The following is a 16,241-nucleotide window of genomic DNA, read 5'->3' as shown; positions in this document are numbered from 1 at the left end:
TTTGGGCCCGGTTTGCAACTCACCACTTGTTGAGGTGCGAGAGCGCGGATGCACAACGCACTTGCCAGTGCGGCCCAACGCTTCCATCGTCGCATCAAGACAGCAGCAGGAAAGGCGCGCTATGCAGTGGGACGAATTCTCGGAATGGGGCGCCAAAATCAGCGCTTGGGCGGCCGATTATCATCGCGACTTGCGCGACAGGCCCGTGCGTGCAAAAACCGCGCCGGGCGACATCGCGCGGCAGATTGCGCCCGCCCCGCCAGAGACCGGCGAAGAAATGGACACGATCATAGCCGATTTTGAACGGATCGTCATGCCGGGCATCACGCATTGGCAACATCCGCGTTTTTTCGCGTATTTCCCGGCAAATGCCGCCCCGCCATCCATGCTGGCCGAGATGCTTGTCACGACAATCGCGGCGCAATGCATGCTGTGGCAAACATCGCCCGCCGCGACAGAGCTTGAAACAGTGATGATCGACTGGCTGCGCCAGGCAATGGACCTGCCGGACGGGATGGCAGGCGTCATACAAGACAGCGCCTCATCGGCCACCCTGTCGGCGGTGTTGACGATGCGCGAGCGTGCAACCGGTTGGACAGGCAACCGCGCGGGGCTTTCGGGGCAGGGGCGTTTGCGCATCTATTGCTCGGAACAGGCACATTCGTCCATCGACCGTGCCTGCTGGGTCGCGGGGATCGGTCAGGAGAATCTGGTTAAGATCGGCACGCACGACGGCGGCAATTTCGGTGTGGATTGTGACGCGCTGCGCCGTGCCATCGCCAACGACCGCGCGGCGGGCCATGTTCCGGCAGGGATCATTGCGATCACCGGGGGCACCGGCATCGGCGCCTGCGATGATCTTCAGGCTGTACTGGACGTCGCCCGGGACGAGGCGCTCTATACACACCTTGATGCGGCATGGGCGGGCTCGGCGATGATCTGCCCCGACTTCAGGGCGACGTTCTGGAACGGCGCTGCCGGCTTCGACAGTATTGTTTTCAACCCGCACAAATGGCTGGGGGCGCAATTCGATTGTTCCGTGCAGTTCCTGCGCGATCCCGCGCAACAGCTCGATACGTTGCGGATCGAGCCGGAGTATCTGAAGACATCGGGTGCCGCGGTCACCAACTATTCGGAATGGACCATCCCGCTCGGACGCCGGTTTCGCGCGCTGAAGCTATGGTTTCTCCTGCGGTCCTACGGTCTGGAAGATTTGCGCCAACGGATGCGCAATCATGCGCAATGGGCCCATGAGATATGCGAGGTGCTGCGCGCGCAACCAGATATCGAAATCGTGACCGAGCCGATCCTGAGCATATTTACCTTCCGGATCGCCGGGGACGACGCCGCCCAGCAAAGGATGGTGGATGCGATCAACGATGATGGCCGGATCTATGTGACACAGGGTTTGCACGCGGGTCGCAAGGTCATCCGGTTCCAGGTGGGCCAATTCGATACGACGCGCGACGACGTGATGATGGCCGCGGATGTGATCGGCGCGCTTGCGGTGCACTGATGCGCGCCTGAAACGACGGCGGGTTATTGCGGGCGGGCCAAGCCGCGGGGAATTAGCGCTTTGTCATCGGGGCGGCATCTGCGCAGACTGGAGGCTCGCTGACAGCCCACACAGGAGCAACTGCCATGACCCTCACGATCAATCGTCGCCACTTCCTTGCCGGATCTGCCGGATTGCTGGCGCTGCATCCGTTTTCTGTCAACGCGGCATCCAATCAGGCGCATCTGCGGCTGATGGAGACGACAGACCTGCACGTGCATGTTTTCCCCTACGACTATTACGCTGACAAACCGCGCGATACAGTCGGACTGGCCCGCACGGCGGCCATCGTCGGGGAGATCCGCGCGGAGGCGACCAATTCGCTGATGCTGGACAACGGGGACTTTCTGCAGGGCAACCCCATGGGCGATTACATCGCCTATGAACGGGGGATGGCCGACGGCGACATGCATCCGGTCATTCAGGCGATGAACGAAGTCGGTTTCGATGCGTCGACCCTCGGCAACCACGAGTTCAACTACGGTCTCGACTTTCTACTCAAGTCGCTCAACGGCGCGCAATTCCCGGTGGTCAGTGCCAATGTCATCAAGGAGCGCGGGAGTGACCCGACCAAGGACACACCGTTGATACAGCCTTACGTCATTCTGGATCGCCAGATCACCGATGGTGCGGGTGCGACCCATCCCATCAAGATCGGATTGATCGGCTTTGTACCCCCCCAGATCATGAACTGGGACCGCCGCCATCTCGAAGGCAACGTTCAGACCCGCGACATTCTGGAAACAGCCCGCGCCTATGTGCCTCAGATGAAAGAGCAGGGCGCCGATATCATCATCGCGCTGTCCCATTCGGGGATCGGCGCTGCGGACGAAGCCGACATGATGGAAAACGCATCTGTTCCATTGGCTGCTGTCGAGGGCATCGATGCGATCCTGACCGGTCACTCGCATCTCGTGTTTCCGTCGGGCACCTATGCGGACTATGCCGCGGTCGACGCGGACGCCGGTACCATCCATGGCAAACCGGCGACGATGGGCGGCTTTTGGGGCAGCCATCTGGGGCTGATCGACCTTATGCTGGAACGCGACGGCGGAAGCTGGCGCATCGCTGGACACACGGCTGAGGCGCGCCCCATCGCGAAGCGGAACGAAGACCGCAGTGTGACCGCGCTTGTCGAAAGTGTACCCGCCGTGCTTGCCTCCGCGCAGCAGGCGCACGATGAGACACTTGCCTATGTGCGCCGCGCCGTTGGCAAAACGGACGCAAACCTGCACAGCTATTTTGCCTTGGTCGCGGATGATCCGTCGGTGCAGGTCGTGTCCAATGCGCAGCTTTGGTACATTGAGCAGATGATGCAGGGAACCGCGCACGAAGGCCTGCCCATCCTGTCGGCCGCCGCACCCTTCAAAGCGGGGGGCAGGGGCGGACCGGAGTATTACACCGACGTGCCAGCGGGCGATGTGGCGATCAAGAATGTCAGCGATCTGTATCTCTATCCCAATACGGTGCGTGCGGTCAGGATCAGCGGACAGCAGGTGAAAGACTGGCTGGAACGCTCGGCGGGCATGTTCAATCAGGTGGAGGCGGGCGTGGCGGATCAACCGCTGCTCAATCCCGACTTTCCCAGCTATAACTTCGATGTCATGGACGGGGTCGCTTATCAGATCGATCTAAGCCAGCCTTCCCGTTTTGATCCCAAAGGCGGGCTGCTTGATGCCGACGCGAACCGGATCGTAAACCTGACCTACAATGGTGCGCCGCTCGATATGGACGCAGAATTCATCGTGGCCACGAACAACTACCGTGCCTCCGGCGGCGGAAGCTTTCCCGGTGCCATGGGGGATACGATCGTGTTCGAAGGGCCGGACACCAACCGCGACGTGATTGTCCGCTACATCGTCGAGAAAGGCACGATCAGCCCGCGCGCGGATGCAAACTGGTCTTTCGCGCCTGTCGAAGGCGCGAGTGTCCTGTTCGAAACAGGCCCCAAAGCCGCGGAATACGTTGGTGACGTCAAGGGTGTGTCGGTCGAGCCTGCGGGCGAAGGCTCGGACGGCTTCGCCGCGTTCCGCATCGCGCTTTGACCAAGCTGTTGTAAAGAAAACGGCACCCGTGCAGGAAAGATCCGCACGGGTGCATTGATACCCGCATTAAGGGAATCGTTGCACAAAACCGGCAAGCGCCTAGCCTGAAAGCAGTCAGAAATGATTTTGAGAAAGGCTTTGATATGCGACTGCGGCTTTGTACTTTCAACATAGAAAACCTCTTTCTGCGGCATGATTTCGATGCCTTTTCGGATCGCGGCGACGAAAGATATCTCGATCCGGTCGCACTGTTCTATGCGCCCTATGGCAACGGTGATCTGTCGAAATTCGAACAATTCAAACGTACCGTCGAAACGGCGGCAATCGCGCAGGCAGACGACTTTCGCCAGCACACCGCGCTTGCCATGATTGCGGCGGATGCGGATGTATATTGCCTGCAGGAGGTCGACAATTTCACAGCTCTGCAGCGCTTTTTGCGGGCCTATTACACCAAGGCAGGGGGAGACAGCCTGCCGCACCGGGTTCTGCAGGAAGGCAATGATTTCAGAGGTATTGACGTTGCGGCGCTGGGGGCGCGGAACTATCCGTTCTATGCCCGCTCGCATGCCACGCTGACGCCTGCCTGGCTGGACGATGAGCCCACCGGCGAAGCCCTGCTTGCACAGTATGACGCCGCGCGTGTCCTCGCGGGCAAGATGCGCGGGAAACGCATATTCAGGCGCGATTGTCTGGAGATTGTTCTGGATATGCGCGGAACGCCGGTTACAGTTTTCAACTGCCACTTCAAATCGATGGGCAGCGGTGAGGACAAGGGGCACGCGATGCGCCAGCTCGAGGCGCTGACGGTCCGCGAGATCATCAACCGCAAGTTTCCCGATCCAGCGCAGGCGCTCTGGGCCGTGGTCGGTGATCTGAATGATGCACAGGAGCATATTTTCGTAAGCCGCACCGAAGGGCGGCCCGAAACGATACGTGACTATGCACCATCGGGCAACCGAACCGGATCGGGCGTCGATCCGCTGCTCGACGGTGGTTTCGGGATCAACCTTGCGCAGAGCCTTGATCCCATCGACCGGTGGAGCCAGTTTTACGCAAATGGCCCCACCAAATCGCAGCTCGATTACATCATTGCTTCACCTGCACTGGCTGAAATGGTGTCCGAAGCGCCGCGTTTCATTCGCGAGGGGCAGCCTTACCGCGTTCCCAATACGGACGATATCAACCGCTACCCCCGCGTCGGCTGGGACAGGCCGAAGGCGTCAGACCATTGTCCGTTGGTTGTAGCCTTTGACATACCGCGCGGCCCGGTCGCATGACATCCTGAGGCACCCGAACCGGCGGCCCATTGCCGCGCACCAAAAGGTGAACCCCGCCCTGTTTCAATTTTGACGCGAATAACACAGACTGACATTTCGCGCTTCCGAACGTGGGTTGGAACACCCGCAAAACCGCGTGCAAGGGCCGCGCGAAAAGACGCCGAAAGGACGACAGCATGAACGCAAACCCAGCACCTCTCGCGCCTGACCAAAGTCTGTCGCTTTTTCGCCGGACCCGCGCGCGCACCGATGCGCTTGCCGCCCCGCTGTGCCCCGAGGACACAATGCTGCAAAGCATGGAGGATGCGTCGCCGGTCAAATGGCACCTTGCCCATACCACCTGGTTTTTCGAGGAATTCATCCTTCGACCGCACGCGCCGGGGTATGTCTCGCCGGACGACCGGTTCGCGTTTCTGTTCAACTCCTACTACACGCAGGCCGGACCGCGTCATGCCCGTGACAGGCGCGGGTTGGTGTCACGCCCCGACGGAAACGCGGTGCGGTCCTATCGCGCCCATGTAGAGGACAGTATGGCATCCCTCGTCGCCTCGGGCCGCGGGGATGCCGAACGCATTGCAGGTCTGATCGAACTCGGGTGTCACCACGAAATGCAGCATCAGGAGCTGCTGGTCACCGATTTGTTGCACGGGCTGAGTTTCAATCCGCTTTTGCCGGTCTACAAGGATCCCCAGCCGCTGGAGATCACCCACGAGGTGCCTCAGCAGTACAAGCGCCACGAGGGTGGCCTGGTGGAAATTGGCCATGAAGGCCCCGGCTTTGCATACGACTGCGAAGGCCCGCGCCACCGGGTTTTTATTGCCCCTTTCGAAATGGCGCACCGCCCCGTGACCAACCGCGACTGGATCGCGTTCATGCAAGACGGCGGATACGACGACGCGCGACATTGGCTGATGGAGGGTCACGCCGTGCGCATGCGCGAAGCCTGGGACCATCCGCTTTACTGGTGGCAACAAGATGATGTCTGGTGGACCTACAGCCTGCGCGGCCCGCAGCCTGTCGCACTCGATGCGCCGGTGGTTCACGTGAGCTATTACGAAGCCGACGCCTTTGCCCGATGGGCGGGCGCACGCCTGCCGACCGAGGCGGAGCACGAGCTTGCCTTTCGCGATACGCCGATCACGGGCAACCTGATGGGCGACGCAGGCGATACCGGCGCGCTGCGGCCCTTGCCTGGGGCCGGCATCTGGGGGGACGTGTGGGAATGGACGTCATCCGATTTCGCGCCCTATCCGGGCTTCCGGGCACCCGAAGGAGCTTTGGGCGAATACAACGGAAAGTTCATGGTCAATCAGCGCGTCCTGCGGGGTGGATCCTGTGCAACCCCGGCCGAACAGATGCGGCCCACGTACCGTACGTTTTTCTATCCTCATCAGCGGTGGCAGATGATGGGTCTCAGACTGGCGCGTGACGCTTCGTGAAAGACAGTGCAGCCCTGACAGACACGCAGCGCGAGATGCGCGAGGATGCACTGCGCGGGCTTTCTGCACCGCAAAAGGTGCTGAGCCCCAAGTGGTTGTACGATGCACGCGGCAGCGCGCTTTTCGAGCGTATCACAACACTGCCGGAATACTATCCAACCCGCACGGAAGCGGGTATTTTGCGCGCCCACGCGCCTTATCTGGCCGGTCTCGTGCCGCCGGGTGGGGCCTTGGCGGAACTGGGCTCGGGGGCGTCCGTCAAAACGCGCACCTTACTGGATGCCGGTGCACATTTCGGGGCCTATGTCCCGATTGATATCTCACGCGATTTCCTGTTCGAAACGGCAGACGATCTGCGCCTGCGGTATCCTGCGCTTGGCATCATGCCCGTGGTAGCCGATTTTACCGGCCCGGTCGCATTGCCTCCGGGTGTGGCGGGCAAACAGGTCGTCGGGTTCTTCCCCGGCTCGACCATTGGCAATCTGCCCCCCGCCTTGGCACGTGATCTGTTGTTACATGCCCGTGCGTGGCCCGATGTCGGCCATTTCATCCTCGGTGCCGATCTGGTCAAGGATCCCGAAACGCTGATCGCGGCCTACGACGATACCCAAGGCGTGACGGCACAATTCATTGGCAATCTTCTGGTGCGTCTGAACGATGAACTGGGTGCCGATTTCGACGTGAACGCTTTTGACTATGAGGCGACGTGGAATGCACTGGCTGCGCGTATCGATATGCATCTGGTCTCGACCCGCGATCAGACTGCGCAGATGAGCGGGCAAACCTTCGAATTTGAGCGCGATGAACGCATCCACGTCAGTGCGGCACGCAAATATTCGCCCGATAGCATCGAGAAACTGGCGCATGAGGCGGGGTGGAAGTTGAACCGGATGCTGACCGATGCAGACGAAGCGTTTGCCGTTTGCGTGCTGGAGGCGGCAGAATCCATCCGCGCCTAGCCCGATCCCGCGCACAGGGTCGGTTGCTTTGGAGAAAAGAACAGGCAAGTCCATTTGATCTTGGTCAATGCTGGTGCGGCTGCACGCGCTACACATTTTCGCAAGAACGAAAGGATGTGCACATGTCACCCACAGACACGCCCGACCCGCCTGACGAAGCGCCTATGCCGCTCGATCCTGAGGACCAACCACATCCAAAGGAAGCGCCTCCGCCGATGGATCCAGCCGTGCGGCCCGTACCACCCGAAGCGCCTGAACCCTCCGAAGACCCTGGCACCGATCCATTCGACGATGGCAATTTTCCGGTTTGACGCAAGCCCGAGCGCAGCCGCAAAGGCGATGAACGCAAAGAGGATTGGTTCAAGATGCGCTTTGTCGTGTTCTTCACTGTATTGGTTTTGGGGGTGTCGTGCCTCGCTTTGCTCAGAGCGGTGGATCATCGCGCGGATCGGCGCGAAATAGCCCGATTGCTCGCACTTCAGCCAAGGGCCCCCGCAGTTTTCGACCACAGCATGATTACAGGGCTCCCAGAACCCGCACAGAGGTTTTTCCGATTTGCGATTGCAGAGGGAACGGCACTTTTTACTGTCGCGGACATACGTATGTCGGGGAAATTTAGCCTCGGCACCGCGCAAAGGCCCAATTACATGCGGATGGAAGGTCGGCAGGTGCTTGCTGCACCGGAAGGGTTCGTCTGGCAGGTCAAGATGCGGTCCGGCCATTTGCGACTGAGCGGTTCGGACAGCGGAGAATGGACGCGGTTCCGCATGGGAGGGCTGCTGCCTGTCGCACGCCAAGGCGGTACTGCGGATCATGCGAGATCGGCATTTGGGCGGTACGTGGCAGAGGCCGTTTTCTGGACCCCCGCCGCCGTGCTGCCGGGGCCGGGTGTTGTGTGGACCGAACTCGGCCAGAATGCCGCGCGGCTGACGATGACCTATCGGGAGATGTCGCAGAGCCTTGATTTGACGGTCGGTGCCGATGGTCGGCCGATCCAGATCGTATTTCCGCGCTGGAGCAATGCGAACCCGGATAAGTCATACCAGCTGCAAAGCTTTGGCGGTACTCTGGAGAACTTCAAGGAGTTTCAGGGGTTTACGCTGCCAACACGGGTTGAGGCTGGCAATTTTTTCGGCTCCGACAACTACTTTGCATTCTACATCGCCGACGTGGAACAGATCTTATTTCCACACGCCGCAAATTGAATTTGGCAAGTGTGACCATGTCACTGAAGGGGACGGTCAATCGCTCTATTATACACGTATCTGATATTGGAAAGCCGCATGACCCACTACGTTACAGACATGGACGTTCATCCGAAGGTTCAGGCCTTTTTCGACAAGAACACCAACACGATAAGCTATGTCGTTCAGGATCCGGCAAGTGCATCTTGTGCGGTGATCGATCCTGTGATGGACATTGACCTTGCCGCAGGTCGCCTGACGTATGAACACGCGGACGAAATCATTCGCTACGTCAAGAACAATGATCTGGAACTGGACTGGCTGATTGAAACCCATGTGCACGCCGACCATTTGTCTGCCGCCCCCTACATTCAGGCAAAATTGGGTGGCAAGATCGGCATCGGTGAAAAGATCACAGTAGTTCAAGACGTTTTCGGCAAGGTTTTTAACGAGGGTACCGAATTCCAGCGCGATGGATCCCAGTTCGACAGGTTGTTCAAGGACGGTGACACTTACAGCATTGGCGGGATGAAAGCATTCGCGATCCTTACACCCGGGCACACACCTGCGTGTATGGTCCATGTGATCGGGGACGCGAGCTTTGTGGGCGATACGCTTTTCATGCCTGACGGCGGCTCGGCGCGCGCCGATTTTCCGGGGGGCGATGCCGGGGAACTCTACGATTCCATTCAAAAGGTGCTTTCGCTGCCCGACGAGATGCGGCTGTTCATGTGCCACGACTATGGACCGGGCGGGCGCGACATCATGTGGGAAACCACCGTCGCGGCGGAAAAGGCAGAGAATATACACGTCGGTCAGGGCAAGACCCGCGAGCAATTCGTCAGTTTCCGTGAGGCCCGCGACGCGACGCTGGATGTTCCCAAACTGATCCTGCCATCGCTGCAAGTGAACATGCGCGCAGGCGAGGTGCCAAAAAGCGATGACGGGACGCCGATGCTGAAACTGCCCATCAACGCGCTGTGAACACGGGACGCGGGCGGGCCGGTCGGCCCACGGGTTGGATGCGCCATCTGCCGATTCTGCAGTGGGCGTCCGAGTATGACGCGACAACTGCTGCGCGAGACGCGGTGGCGGCCCTCATTGTAACGATCATGCTCATCCCGCAGTCGCTGGCCTACGCGATGTTGGCGGGCCTGCCCCCGCAGGCAGGGCTCTATGCCTCTATTGTTCCCATCCTTCTGTACAGCGTATTCGGCACAAGCCGGACACTCGCGGTCGGCCCGGTTGCCGTGGTCTCGCTCATGACTGCGGCTGCAGTCGGAGAAGTGACGCGCACGATAGATGTCGGTTACGCGACTGCGGCGCTTACGCTGGCAGGCATGTCCGGCGCAATCTTGGTGGCGATGGGGCTCTTCAGATTGGGGTTCATCGCCAATTTCCTGTCGCATCCGGTCATATCGGGTTTCATCTCCGCGTCCGGTATCCTTATCGCCCTGAGCCAGCTGAAGCACATTTTCGGGATCAGCGCCGAAGGACACACGCTGTTTCAGATCGTATCGTCGATGCTTGGCGATCTTGATGCTGCCAATGCGCTGACGCTGATGATCGGACTACCCGCCATCGTCTTTCTGTTCTGGGTGCGCTCTGGCCTGCGACCTATGCTGATCGGAATGGGGCTGAGACCCACGGCGGCGGATTTCGCGGCCAAGGCGGGTCCGGTACTGGCCGTCGGTGTTACAACCGCGCTGGTTTGGGTCTTCGCACTTGATGGGAAGGGTGTGCATATCGTGGGTGCGGTGCCACAGGGCCTGCCACCCTTCACGTGGCCGAATTTTTCACTGGATTTGGTGTCGGCCCTGGCGCTGCCTGCCTGTTTGATTTCGATCATCGGTTTTGTCGAATCCATTTCGGTCGCGCAGACACTCGCCACCAAGAAACGTCACCGGATTGCCCCTAATCAGGAACTCATCGGTCTGGGTGCTGCGAATATCGGTGCGGCACTGACCGGTGGCTTTCCAGTAACTGGCGGATTTTCCAGATCGGTCGTCAACTTCGACGCCGGCGCGGAAACACCGGCGGCGGGCGCATTTACCGCAATCGGGCTTGCGGTCGCCTCCCTTTTCCTCACGCCCCTCATCTACTTTCTCCCAAAGGCAACGCTTGCCGCGACGATTATCGTCGCTGTTCTGACGCTGGTTGATTTGCGGATTTTGCGGCACAGCTGGCGATATTCGAAAAGGGATTTTGGAGCGGTTGCCGTGACAATGCTGCTCACGCTCGGTTTGGGCGTAGAGGTTGGTGTAAGCGCGGGCGTGATACTGTCCATTGCGCTGTTTCTTTTTGACACGTCGCGCCCGCATGTGGCCGAGGTCGGGCGTGTCACCGGAACCGAGCATTTCCGGAATATCCTGCGCCACGACGTGCAAACCGATCCACAGGTGCTGAGCCTGCGCATCGACCAGAGCCTGTACTTTGCGAACGCACGGTTTCTGGAAGACTATATTTATGATCGGGTGATTGACGACCCGCAGCTCAGGCATGTGGTGCTGATGTGCTCGGCCGTCAACGAAATCGATCTTAGCGCGTTGGAGACGCTGGAGATGATCAACATCCGTCTCAAAGAGATGGGCATCGATCTGTCCTTGTCAGAAGTGAAAGGCCCGGTGATGGATCGGCTGCACCGTGGCCATTTCCTCGACCATCTCACAGGCCGTGTTTTCTTGTCGCAGCATGACGCCTTTCGCGCATTGTCGCGGATCTGACGCCTCGCGATTTGCTGTTGGCGCGCAACACCGATCGGACAAATTTTGCGGCAGAACGGTAATGGCTCGGTCCGGCGGCCTCCGCCCATCTGCCGGGGGTCCAGTTGTTATTGGCGCCTTTCATCGGGCCCGCATACAAAGCCCCTTCGGACGCCGCGGACAAGAACCCGATCAAGGCGTGATGGCGGTTTTCCAAGAGAGCGCGCGCGTCTTCCCACGACAGGTCCGCTTGGCGCCGTTTGAGATCCGCATTGTAGCGTTTGAGGTCGTTCCATTTGTAACCTTTGCAGGAAAATACACTTCTTTTCCTTCTAGTACGTCATGGTACCACCCCAAAAACAGATCGATCCAATGCGCGCGATGCCCGACAATTTCCCTTATCGTGGTCCCGTCGACAGCCTGCTGTGCGTCTTTTTCCGATAATGATCGAATAAGCTTGAACAGCTTTTCAAACTCCTTCTCGGTCAGAGCGATCAGATCTTTTTTGGTCGAGCACGCCATCGCACCGCCTCCCGGTGTCAGTGGGCAAAAAGCACTGGCGTTTCCGTCTGGTCCATCAACGACCGCGTGGTACCGCCGAGGACTGTCTGGATCATTCTCGAATGGCCGTATGCCCCCATCACGACCAGATCAGCGCCGAACTCATGCGCGCGGTCCTGAATGCACTGTTCTACTTCGCGCCCGCCGCCGGGATACTGCGCAACTGTCACGTTACAGCCATGATGGCTCAGCCAAGCGGCAATGTCCGCGCCGGGTTCTTCGCCATCGCGGTCGGGTGTCATCACCGGATCGATACAGGCAATCAACACGTCAGTGGCCGACTTCAAATGAGGCAGGGCCGCGTGGGCTGCCGCGGACGCCGCTTTGCTGCTGTCCCACGCGATCATGATGCGTTTGTTAACCTGTGACAGGGTACCATTGATCCGCAGGCCGACTGGCGCATGGAACAGAACGCCTGCCGCGACTTCGTGCAGGAATACCGGCGTCTCCCGCAGGTTGGGCGCAATGAACGCTTCGTCGCTGACACGCGCCACACGCGCGACGTGATGTTTAATATCGCGGCTGACACACAAGGCAGAAACAACCTCTCCGGATGCGTTGCTTTTTGCCAGAACAGTTTCGACAGCGTTTATCCGGGTTTTCTGCTTTTGTTGCGCGCCGGAGATGAGCTCGGGCCAGTTGTCTGGTATATTCACGCCGCCATAGGGCGGAACACCGTAGGCATACATCGGCAACGCCGGGGCCTGCGCGAGGATGAGACAGATCAAATGGGTTTGATCCTGCGCCGCGGCCACTGCCGCATCGGTGATCTGGGCGTCTGGCGTGTTTGCGTCCATCACATAGAGTATTGTCCTGCGGGTCATCGCGATTTGCCTCATCATTGTTGCGATCCGAGATTGGCATGAAGGTGCCCGTTCAGGAATGACACAGATCAATCTGGCACGAACGATTCCGGCGCATGCTCAGTGGTATTCAATCGGCTGGAAAACCCGTCATGGACTTCAAGGATTACTACAAGGTGCTTGGTCTTTCGAAGGACGCAAGCACCGACGATATCAAGAAAGCGTTCCGCAAGCTGGCGCGTAAATATCATCCCGATATCAACCCCGGCAAAGGCGCCGAGATCAAATTCAAAGAGGTCAATGAAGCGTATGAAGCGCTCAAGAACCCCGAGCGCCGCGCCGCATATGATCAATTGGGGCAAGAGCCGCCACAGCAGCAGGAGTGGACGCGAAAACCGGCGGACCCGGACGGCGGCTTTTCTTTTTCTCGCGACCACACAGCCGCGGATTTCAGCGATTTTTTCGAAAGCTTGTATCGCCATCAGGGTAGCCGGCCGCACGATATGGCCAACGCACCGGGCGCGGATCGTCATGGCCGGATCGAAATCACGATCGAGGACGCCTACACAGGGGCAACGCGCCAACTGGACCTGCGGACACCCGTGCTGGGCCGCGATGGTTCGGTCACTTTCGAGGATCGAACGCTCTCGGTAAGTATTCCCAAAGGTACCACACAAGGACAGCATATCCGGCTGTCAGGGCAGGGGGATCGTGGAATTGGCCAAGGACCTGCAGGGGATCTGTTTCTGGAAGTGACCTTTGCCGCGCATCCCGTTTACCGGCCTGACGGGAAAGATCTCTATCTCGATCTGTCCATCGCTCCGTGGGAGGCCGCGCTGGGCGGGCACGTGGTCATGCCGACCCCCGGGGGCAAGGTGGATCTGAGAATTCCGAAAAATGCGCGAACCGGCCAGAAACTGCGACTTAGGGGCAAGGGCCTTCCGGGGGTCGCACCCGGCGATATCTACGCCACGCTCAGGATCGTGAACCCGAAAGTCGAGACAGCCGAGGCGCGCGCTTTTTTCGAAGATATGGCCGAGCGTCTGGCGTTTGATTCGCGTGCACAAATGGGAGGATAGCCAATGAAGAAAACGACGAAGCAAAGCCGTGTCATCGAGGCGCTGTCCCTATCGGATCTGTGCCGCTTTTGTCAGGCCGATGAGACATGGGTGATCGAACTGGTGGATCACGGCGTTCTCGAGCCGAAAGGAACGACAGTCGCGAAGTGGCAATTCGCCGGTAGCAATATTTCACGTGCCAAAAAGGCCCGTCGCCTTCACCGTGATCTGGGTGTCAATGTTGCGGGCGTGGCGCTGGTGCTCGACCTGCTCGAAGAGCGTGACGCGGCGCTGCGCAGGTTGATGCAATACGAATGGGCCGAAAACCCACACTGATGTCGCGCCAACCCGCTATTTCTTCAGCCGCCGTTTGTATTTCTGGTACAGCCGTTTGTTCAGGCGGATGAACTGGCTCAGCCCGAGACCCAGTGGCCCAGCAGCATCACGGCGCAAATACAAGTATCCGGTCAAACTCGCGATCAGCCCGCCGATGGCATCGACGATCAGGTCACCCATCGTGTCGTTGAGGCCGGACTTTTGCATGTTCAGACCGAAAAAACTGTCCATCGCAAACTCGAAAATCTCCCATGTGGCGCCCACGGTCATCGCAACGCAAAAACTGATAAAGGCGATGGCGGATGGTGGCGCGGCAAAACGGTCGCCTTCGAACAGCATGAACACGAAAAGAAATCCCGTCAGGCCAAATCCGATTGCGGATGAGGTATGCAATGCCAGATCCCACCACCACAGCCGTTCGTAAAAATCAAACGCCTCCCCCAGAAAGATGGAAGCAAAGAAGAACAGGGTTGTGAACAGCAAGAACGGCAGTGGCAGTTTGAGCGACCAGCGCGCGGCCAGCAAAGGCGGCACGAGCGACAACGCCAGGGTCGCAAAGCTGACGAAAGCCAATGACCACCGCGCCAGCACGAGAGCCACCAGCGCAGTGCCGAGAAGCATCGCCCAGATGATCAGCATGGTGCTGCTGCTGTCGCGGATCAGTTTCACAGGTTCCTCGTCCGGTGGTGTTAAAATCAGCCCTATCTCTGCCTATATACCAAAGATGAAGACAACACAGATACGTATCGCCAGCTATAATATACGCAAAGCGCGCGGGCTTGACCTCAGGCGCAGGCCAGAGCGTATCTTGCAGGTCGTCAACGGTCTGGAAGCGGACGTTGTTCTCTTGCAGGAAGCCGATAAGCGTTTGGGGGTGCGACCGACGGCCCTGCCGCGCAGGATGATCGAGGCCGAAACCGATTTTGATGTTCTGCCGGTGGCGGAAAGCGAAGCCAGTATCGGCTGGCACGGCAACGCGGTGCTGATACGCAAAGGGTTTTCCGCGTCTGGTGTCAGGCAGATCACCCTGCCAGGGCTGGAGCCGCGCGGCGCGGTCCGCCTGACGCTGGATGTGGGTACAGGTCTGACAATCGTCGGGACCCATCTGGGTTTAAGACGTCGGGACAGAATCTCGCAGTTCGAGAAATTGAATGCAGCCACCGCAGCCGATGCGCATTGTGTGATTGCAGGGGACTTCAATGAATGGTCGGGTCAAAAGGGGCTGGAGCCCTTGGCCGACAGGTTTGACATCCATGCTCCCGGTCAATCGTTTCACGCCCGGCGTCCGATTGCGGCGCTCGACCGGTTTGCGCTGTCGCACGGGCTCGGTATGGATGACGCGGGCGTTGAGCAGGGTCCCTTGGCCCGGATCGCGTCGGACCACTTACCTATTTGGTCCGACATTTCTGTGCCTGCCGCTACTTGCTGAACAACACCGGAACTTTTTGATCCTTAAGCAGCGCATAGGTCGTGGCTCCGATCACGAAATCATAGGCCCGCGAGTGGCCAAAGGCACCTGTCACGATCAGGTCGGCCCCCTTTTCAAAGGCGACCGTGCCAAGCACATCGGCAATGCTGTCGCCCATAGGTTCTCGATGCTCCAGCGTTGTTTTGAGACCGTGTCGTGCAAACATTTCGGACATATCGATGGCATCGGAATCGGTTAAGGCGTCCTTCGACGCTTTGCTGACGCGCAACACGGTCAGTTCTGCCCCCTCATCCGCGAGCCCCAGCATGTCATGTGCTGCGCGCGCGGCCTCGCGTGTGTCGCTCCAACCCAACAGGAAATTGCTGCCGATTTCCGGCCCGTCATAATCCAGCGGAACGACGATCACGGGCCGCCCGCTTTCGCGGATGACCTGCGATTGCGCGTGACGCTGGTCAAAGCGGTCACTGTTCTTGTCCTCATGCGCCATGATGACGAGATCGGCCGCCCTTGCGCTTTCGATCATGCGCTCCGAGGCAGAACTCGCTTCGGCCCTCACGAGGCGGTACTCACTCACAAAGTCCTCGGCGCGGGTGTACTGTTGAAACACATCCTTGATCGCCTCCGCTTCTTCACGCTGGCTTTTGTTGAAGGATGCAAAGGCGGATTCCGGGATATGCATCGCAATGCCCGGATAGACGACCAGAGCCTCGATCGTATGCAGACCGATCAGATGGGCGCCATGCTTGCGCGCCAACGGCACAGCCAGCCTCAGCAATGTCGCTGCGTGGTCGGGAGTGGTCAGACAGACCAGTATTGTTTTGGGTCCCATGAATATGCTCCTTGGATTGTCTTCGATCCTATGTCGATTGCGGATGCGCCTGCTTTCCCGGTCA

General features: G+C 59.2%; 16 protein-coding genes and 1 pseudogene. 12 read left to right on the top strand and 5 right to left on the bottom strand.

The window, feature by feature from the left end; all coding sequences use genetic code 11:
- The first annotated feature begins 121 nt into the window (after positions 1–121).
- The 9 genes from K3756_RS14375 (at position 122) to K3756_RS14335 (ending at position 11,182) form a co-directional block, all read left to right on the top strand.
- Positions 122–1,516, top strand: a complete 1,395-nt coding sequence (locus K3756_RS14375) for a pyridoxal-dependent decarboxylase (RefSeq protein ID WP_259988549.1) — start codon at positions 122–124, stop codon at positions 1,514–1,516.
- 125 nt (positions 1,517–1,641) lie between these two features.
- Entirely contained in the window at positions 1,642–3,600 is a 1,959-nt protein-coding gene (locus K3756_RS14370; protein WP_259988547.1) for a bifunctional 2',3'-cyclic-nucleotide 2'-phosphodiesterase/3'-nucleotidase, read from the top strand.
- Positions 3,601–3,743: 143 nt separating this feature from the next.
- Entirely contained in the window at positions 3,744–4,877 is a 1,134-nt protein-coding gene (locus K3756_RS14365) for an endonuclease/exonuclease/phosphatase family protein (protein WP_259988546.1), read from the top strand.
- A gap of 176 nt (positions 4,878–5,053) precedes the next feature.
- The gene (egtB, locus tag K3756_RS14360) at positions 5,054–6,316 is read left to right on the top strand and encodes an ergothioneine biosynthesis protein EgtB (RefSeq protein WP_259988545.1); all 1,263 of its coding nucleotides are present in this window, start codon (positions 5,054–5,056) and stop codon (positions 6,314–6,316) included.
- Complete coding sequence (egtD, locus tag K3756_RS14355; protein ID WP_259988543.1) at positions 6,313–7,275, top strand: L-histidine N(alpha)-methyltransferase; 963 nt, start codon at positions 6,313–6,315, stop codon at positions 7,273–7,275. Before egtB ends, egtD begins: the two co-directional genes overlap by 4 nt.
- Before the next feature lie 122 nt (positions 7,276–7,397).
- Positions 7,398–7,586 (top strand): hypothetical protein, encoded by a 189-nt coding sequence (locus tag K3756_RS14350; protein WP_259988541.1) that lies wholly within the window; start codon positions 7,398–7,400, stop codon positions 7,584–7,586.
- A 54-nt stretch (positions 7,587–7,640) separates the two neighbouring features.
- Positions 7,641–8,480: a DUF6544 family protein gene (locus K3756_RS14345; protein ID WP_311201700.1), complete on the top strand. Its 840-nt coding sequence runs from the start codon at positions 7,641–7,643 to the stop codon at positions 8,478–8,480.
- 78 nt (positions 8,481–8,558) lie between these two features.
- On the top strand, positions 8,559–9,443 hold the full coding sequence (locus K3756_RS14340; protein WP_259988537.1) for an MBL fold metallo-hydrolase: 885 nt from the start codon (positions 8,559–8,561) through the stop codon (positions 9,441–9,443).
- 38 nt (positions 9,444–9,481) lie between these two features.
- Positions 9,482–11,182 (top strand): SulP family inorganic anion transporter, encoded by a 1,701-nt coding sequence (locus K3756_RS14335; protein ID WP_259988535.1) that lies wholly within the window; start codon positions 9,482–9,484, stop codon positions 11,180–11,182.
- Here the strand turns inward: K3756_RS14335 and K3756_RS19640 are convergent.
- From K3756_RS19640 to K3756_RS14325, 3 genes and pseudogenes are all read right to left on the bottom strand, one after another.
- Positions 11,124–11,432 (bottom strand): annotated as a pseudogene (locus K3756_RS19640) (ClbS/DfsB family four-helix bundle protein); the annotation flags it as partial. The gene K3756_RS14335 and the pseudogene K3756_RS19640 sit on opposite strands and share 59 nt — an antisense overlap.
- Positions 11,354–11,683 (bottom strand): ClbS/DfsB family four-helix bundle protein, encoded by a 330-nt coding sequence (locus K3756_RS14330; RefSeq protein WP_259988533.1) that lies wholly within the window; start codon positions 11,681–11,683, stop codon positions 11,354–11,356. The gene K3756_RS14330 and the pseudogene K3756_RS19640, both read right to left, overlap by 79 nt.
- A gap of 17 nt (positions 11,684–11,700) precedes the next feature.
- The gene (locus K3756_RS14325) at positions 11,701–12,564 is read right to left on the bottom strand and encodes a universal stress protein (RefSeq protein WP_259988531.1); all 864 of its coding nucleotides are present in this window, start codon (positions 12,562–12,564) and stop codon (positions 11,701–11,703) included.
- A 77-nt stretch (positions 12,565–12,641) separates the two neighbouring features.
- Here K3756_RS14325 and K3756_RS14320 point away from each other — a divergent pair, with 77 nt between their 5' ends.
- Positions 12,642–13,604, top strand: a complete 963-nt coding sequence (locus tag K3756_RS14320) for a DnaJ C-terminal domain-containing protein (protein ID WP_259988529.1) — start codon at positions 12,642–12,644, stop codon at positions 13,602–13,604.
- A 3-nt stretch (positions 13,605–13,607) separates the two neighbouring features.
- Positions 13,608–13,919 carry a chaperone modulator CbpM gene (locus K3756_RS14315; RefSeq protein WP_259988527.1) on the top strand — a complete coding sequence of 104 codons (312 nt, stop codon included), beginning with the start codon at positions 13,608–13,610 and terminating at the stop codon, positions 13,917–13,919.
- Between the two features lie 15 nt (positions 13,920–13,934).
- On the opposite strand, the gene K3756_RS14310 is transcribed toward K3756_RS14315, so the two are convergent.
- Positions 13,935–14,588, bottom strand: coding sequence for a hypothetical protein (locus K3756_RS14310; RefSeq protein WP_259988525.1), 654 nt, complete (start codon positions 14,586–14,588; stop codon positions 13,935–13,937).
- 55 nt (positions 14,589–14,643) lie between these two features.
- Between K3756_RS14310 and K3756_RS14305 the strand changes: the two genes are divergently transcribed.
- Positions 14,644–15,348, top strand: a complete 705-nt coding sequence (locus tag K3756_RS14305; RefSeq protein ID WP_259988524.1) for an endonuclease/exonuclease/phosphatase family protein — start codon at positions 14,644–14,646, stop codon at positions 15,346–15,348.
- On the opposite strand, the gene K3756_RS14300 is transcribed toward K3756_RS14305, so the two are convergent.
- A complete protein-coding gene (locus K3756_RS14300; RefSeq protein WP_259988523.1) occupies positions 15,338–16,177 on the bottom strand; it encodes a universal stress protein in 840 nt (279 codons plus the stop codon). The genes K3756_RS14305 and K3756_RS14300 overlap by 11 nt on opposite strands.
- Between the last annotated feature and the right edge of the window lie 64 nt (positions 16,178–16,241).

The organism is Sulfitobacter sp. S190 (assembly GCF_025141935.1).
Classification (GTDB): Bacteria; Pseudomonadota; Alphaproteobacteria; order Rhodobacterales; family Rhodobacteraceae; genus Sulfitobacter.
The sequence above is the reverse complement of the archived record's forward strand: the minus strand, read 5'-3'. Positions and strand labels throughout refer to the sequence as shown.

Excerpts from the sequence above, each read along its gene's own strand:
- K3756_RS14325 (WP_259988531.1), bottom strand. The coding sequence starts at position 12,564 with ATGATGAGGCAAATCGCGATGACCCGCAGGACAATACTCTATGTGATG.
- K3756_RS14330 (WP_259988533.1), bottom strand. The coding sequence starts at position 11,683 with ATGGCGTGCTCGACCAAAAAAGATCTGATCGCTCTGACCGAGAAGGAG.
- K3756_RS14305 (WP_259988524.1), top strand. The coding sequence starts at position 14,644 with ATGAAGACAACACAGATACGTATCGCCAGCTATAATATACGCAAAGCG.
- egtB (WP_259988545.1), top strand. The coding sequence starts at position 5,054 with ATGAACGCAAACCCAGCACCTCTCGCGCCTGACCAAAGTCTGTCGCTT.
- K3756_RS14315 (WP_259988527.1), top strand. The coding sequence starts at position 13,608 with ATGAAGAAAACGACGAAGCAAAGCCGTGTCATCGAGGCGCTGTCCCTA.
- K3756_RS14375 (WP_259988549.1), top strand. The coding sequence starts at position 122 with ATGCAGTGGGACGAATTCTCGGAATGGGGCGCCAAAATCAGCGCTTGG.
- K3756_RS14340 (WP_259988537.1), top strand. The coding sequence starts at position 8,559 with ATGACCCACTACGTTACAGACATGGACGTTCATCCGAAGGTTCAGGCC.
- K3756_RS14335 (WP_259988535.1), top strand. The coding sequence starts at position 9,482 with ATGCGCCATCTGCCGATTCTGCAGTGGGCGTCCGAGTATGACGCGACA.
- K3756_RS14300 (WP_259988523.1), bottom strand. The coding sequence starts at position 16,177 with ATGGGACCCAAAACAATACTGGTCTGTCTGACCACTCCCGACCACGCA.
- K3756_RS14365 (WP_259988546.1), top strand. The coding sequence starts at position 3,744 with ATGCGACTGCGGCTTTGTACTTTCAACATAGAAAACCTCTTTCTGCGG.
- K3756_RS14370 (WP_259988547.1), top strand. The coding sequence starts at position 1,642 with ATGACCCTCACGATCAATCGTCGCCACTTCCTTGCCGGATCTGCCGGA.
- K3756_RS14320 (WP_259988529.1), top strand. The coding sequence starts at position 12,642 with ATGCTCAGTGGTATTCAATCGGCTGGAAAACCCGTCATGGACTTCAAG.
- K3756_RS14345 (WP_311201700.1), top strand. The coding sequence starts at position 7,641 with ATGCGCTTTGTCGTGTTCTTCACTGTATTGGTTTTGGGGGTGTCGTGC.
- K3756_RS14350 (WP_259988541.1), top strand. The coding sequence starts at position 7,398 with ATGTCACCCACAGACACGCCCGACCCGCCTGACGAAGCGCCTATGCCG.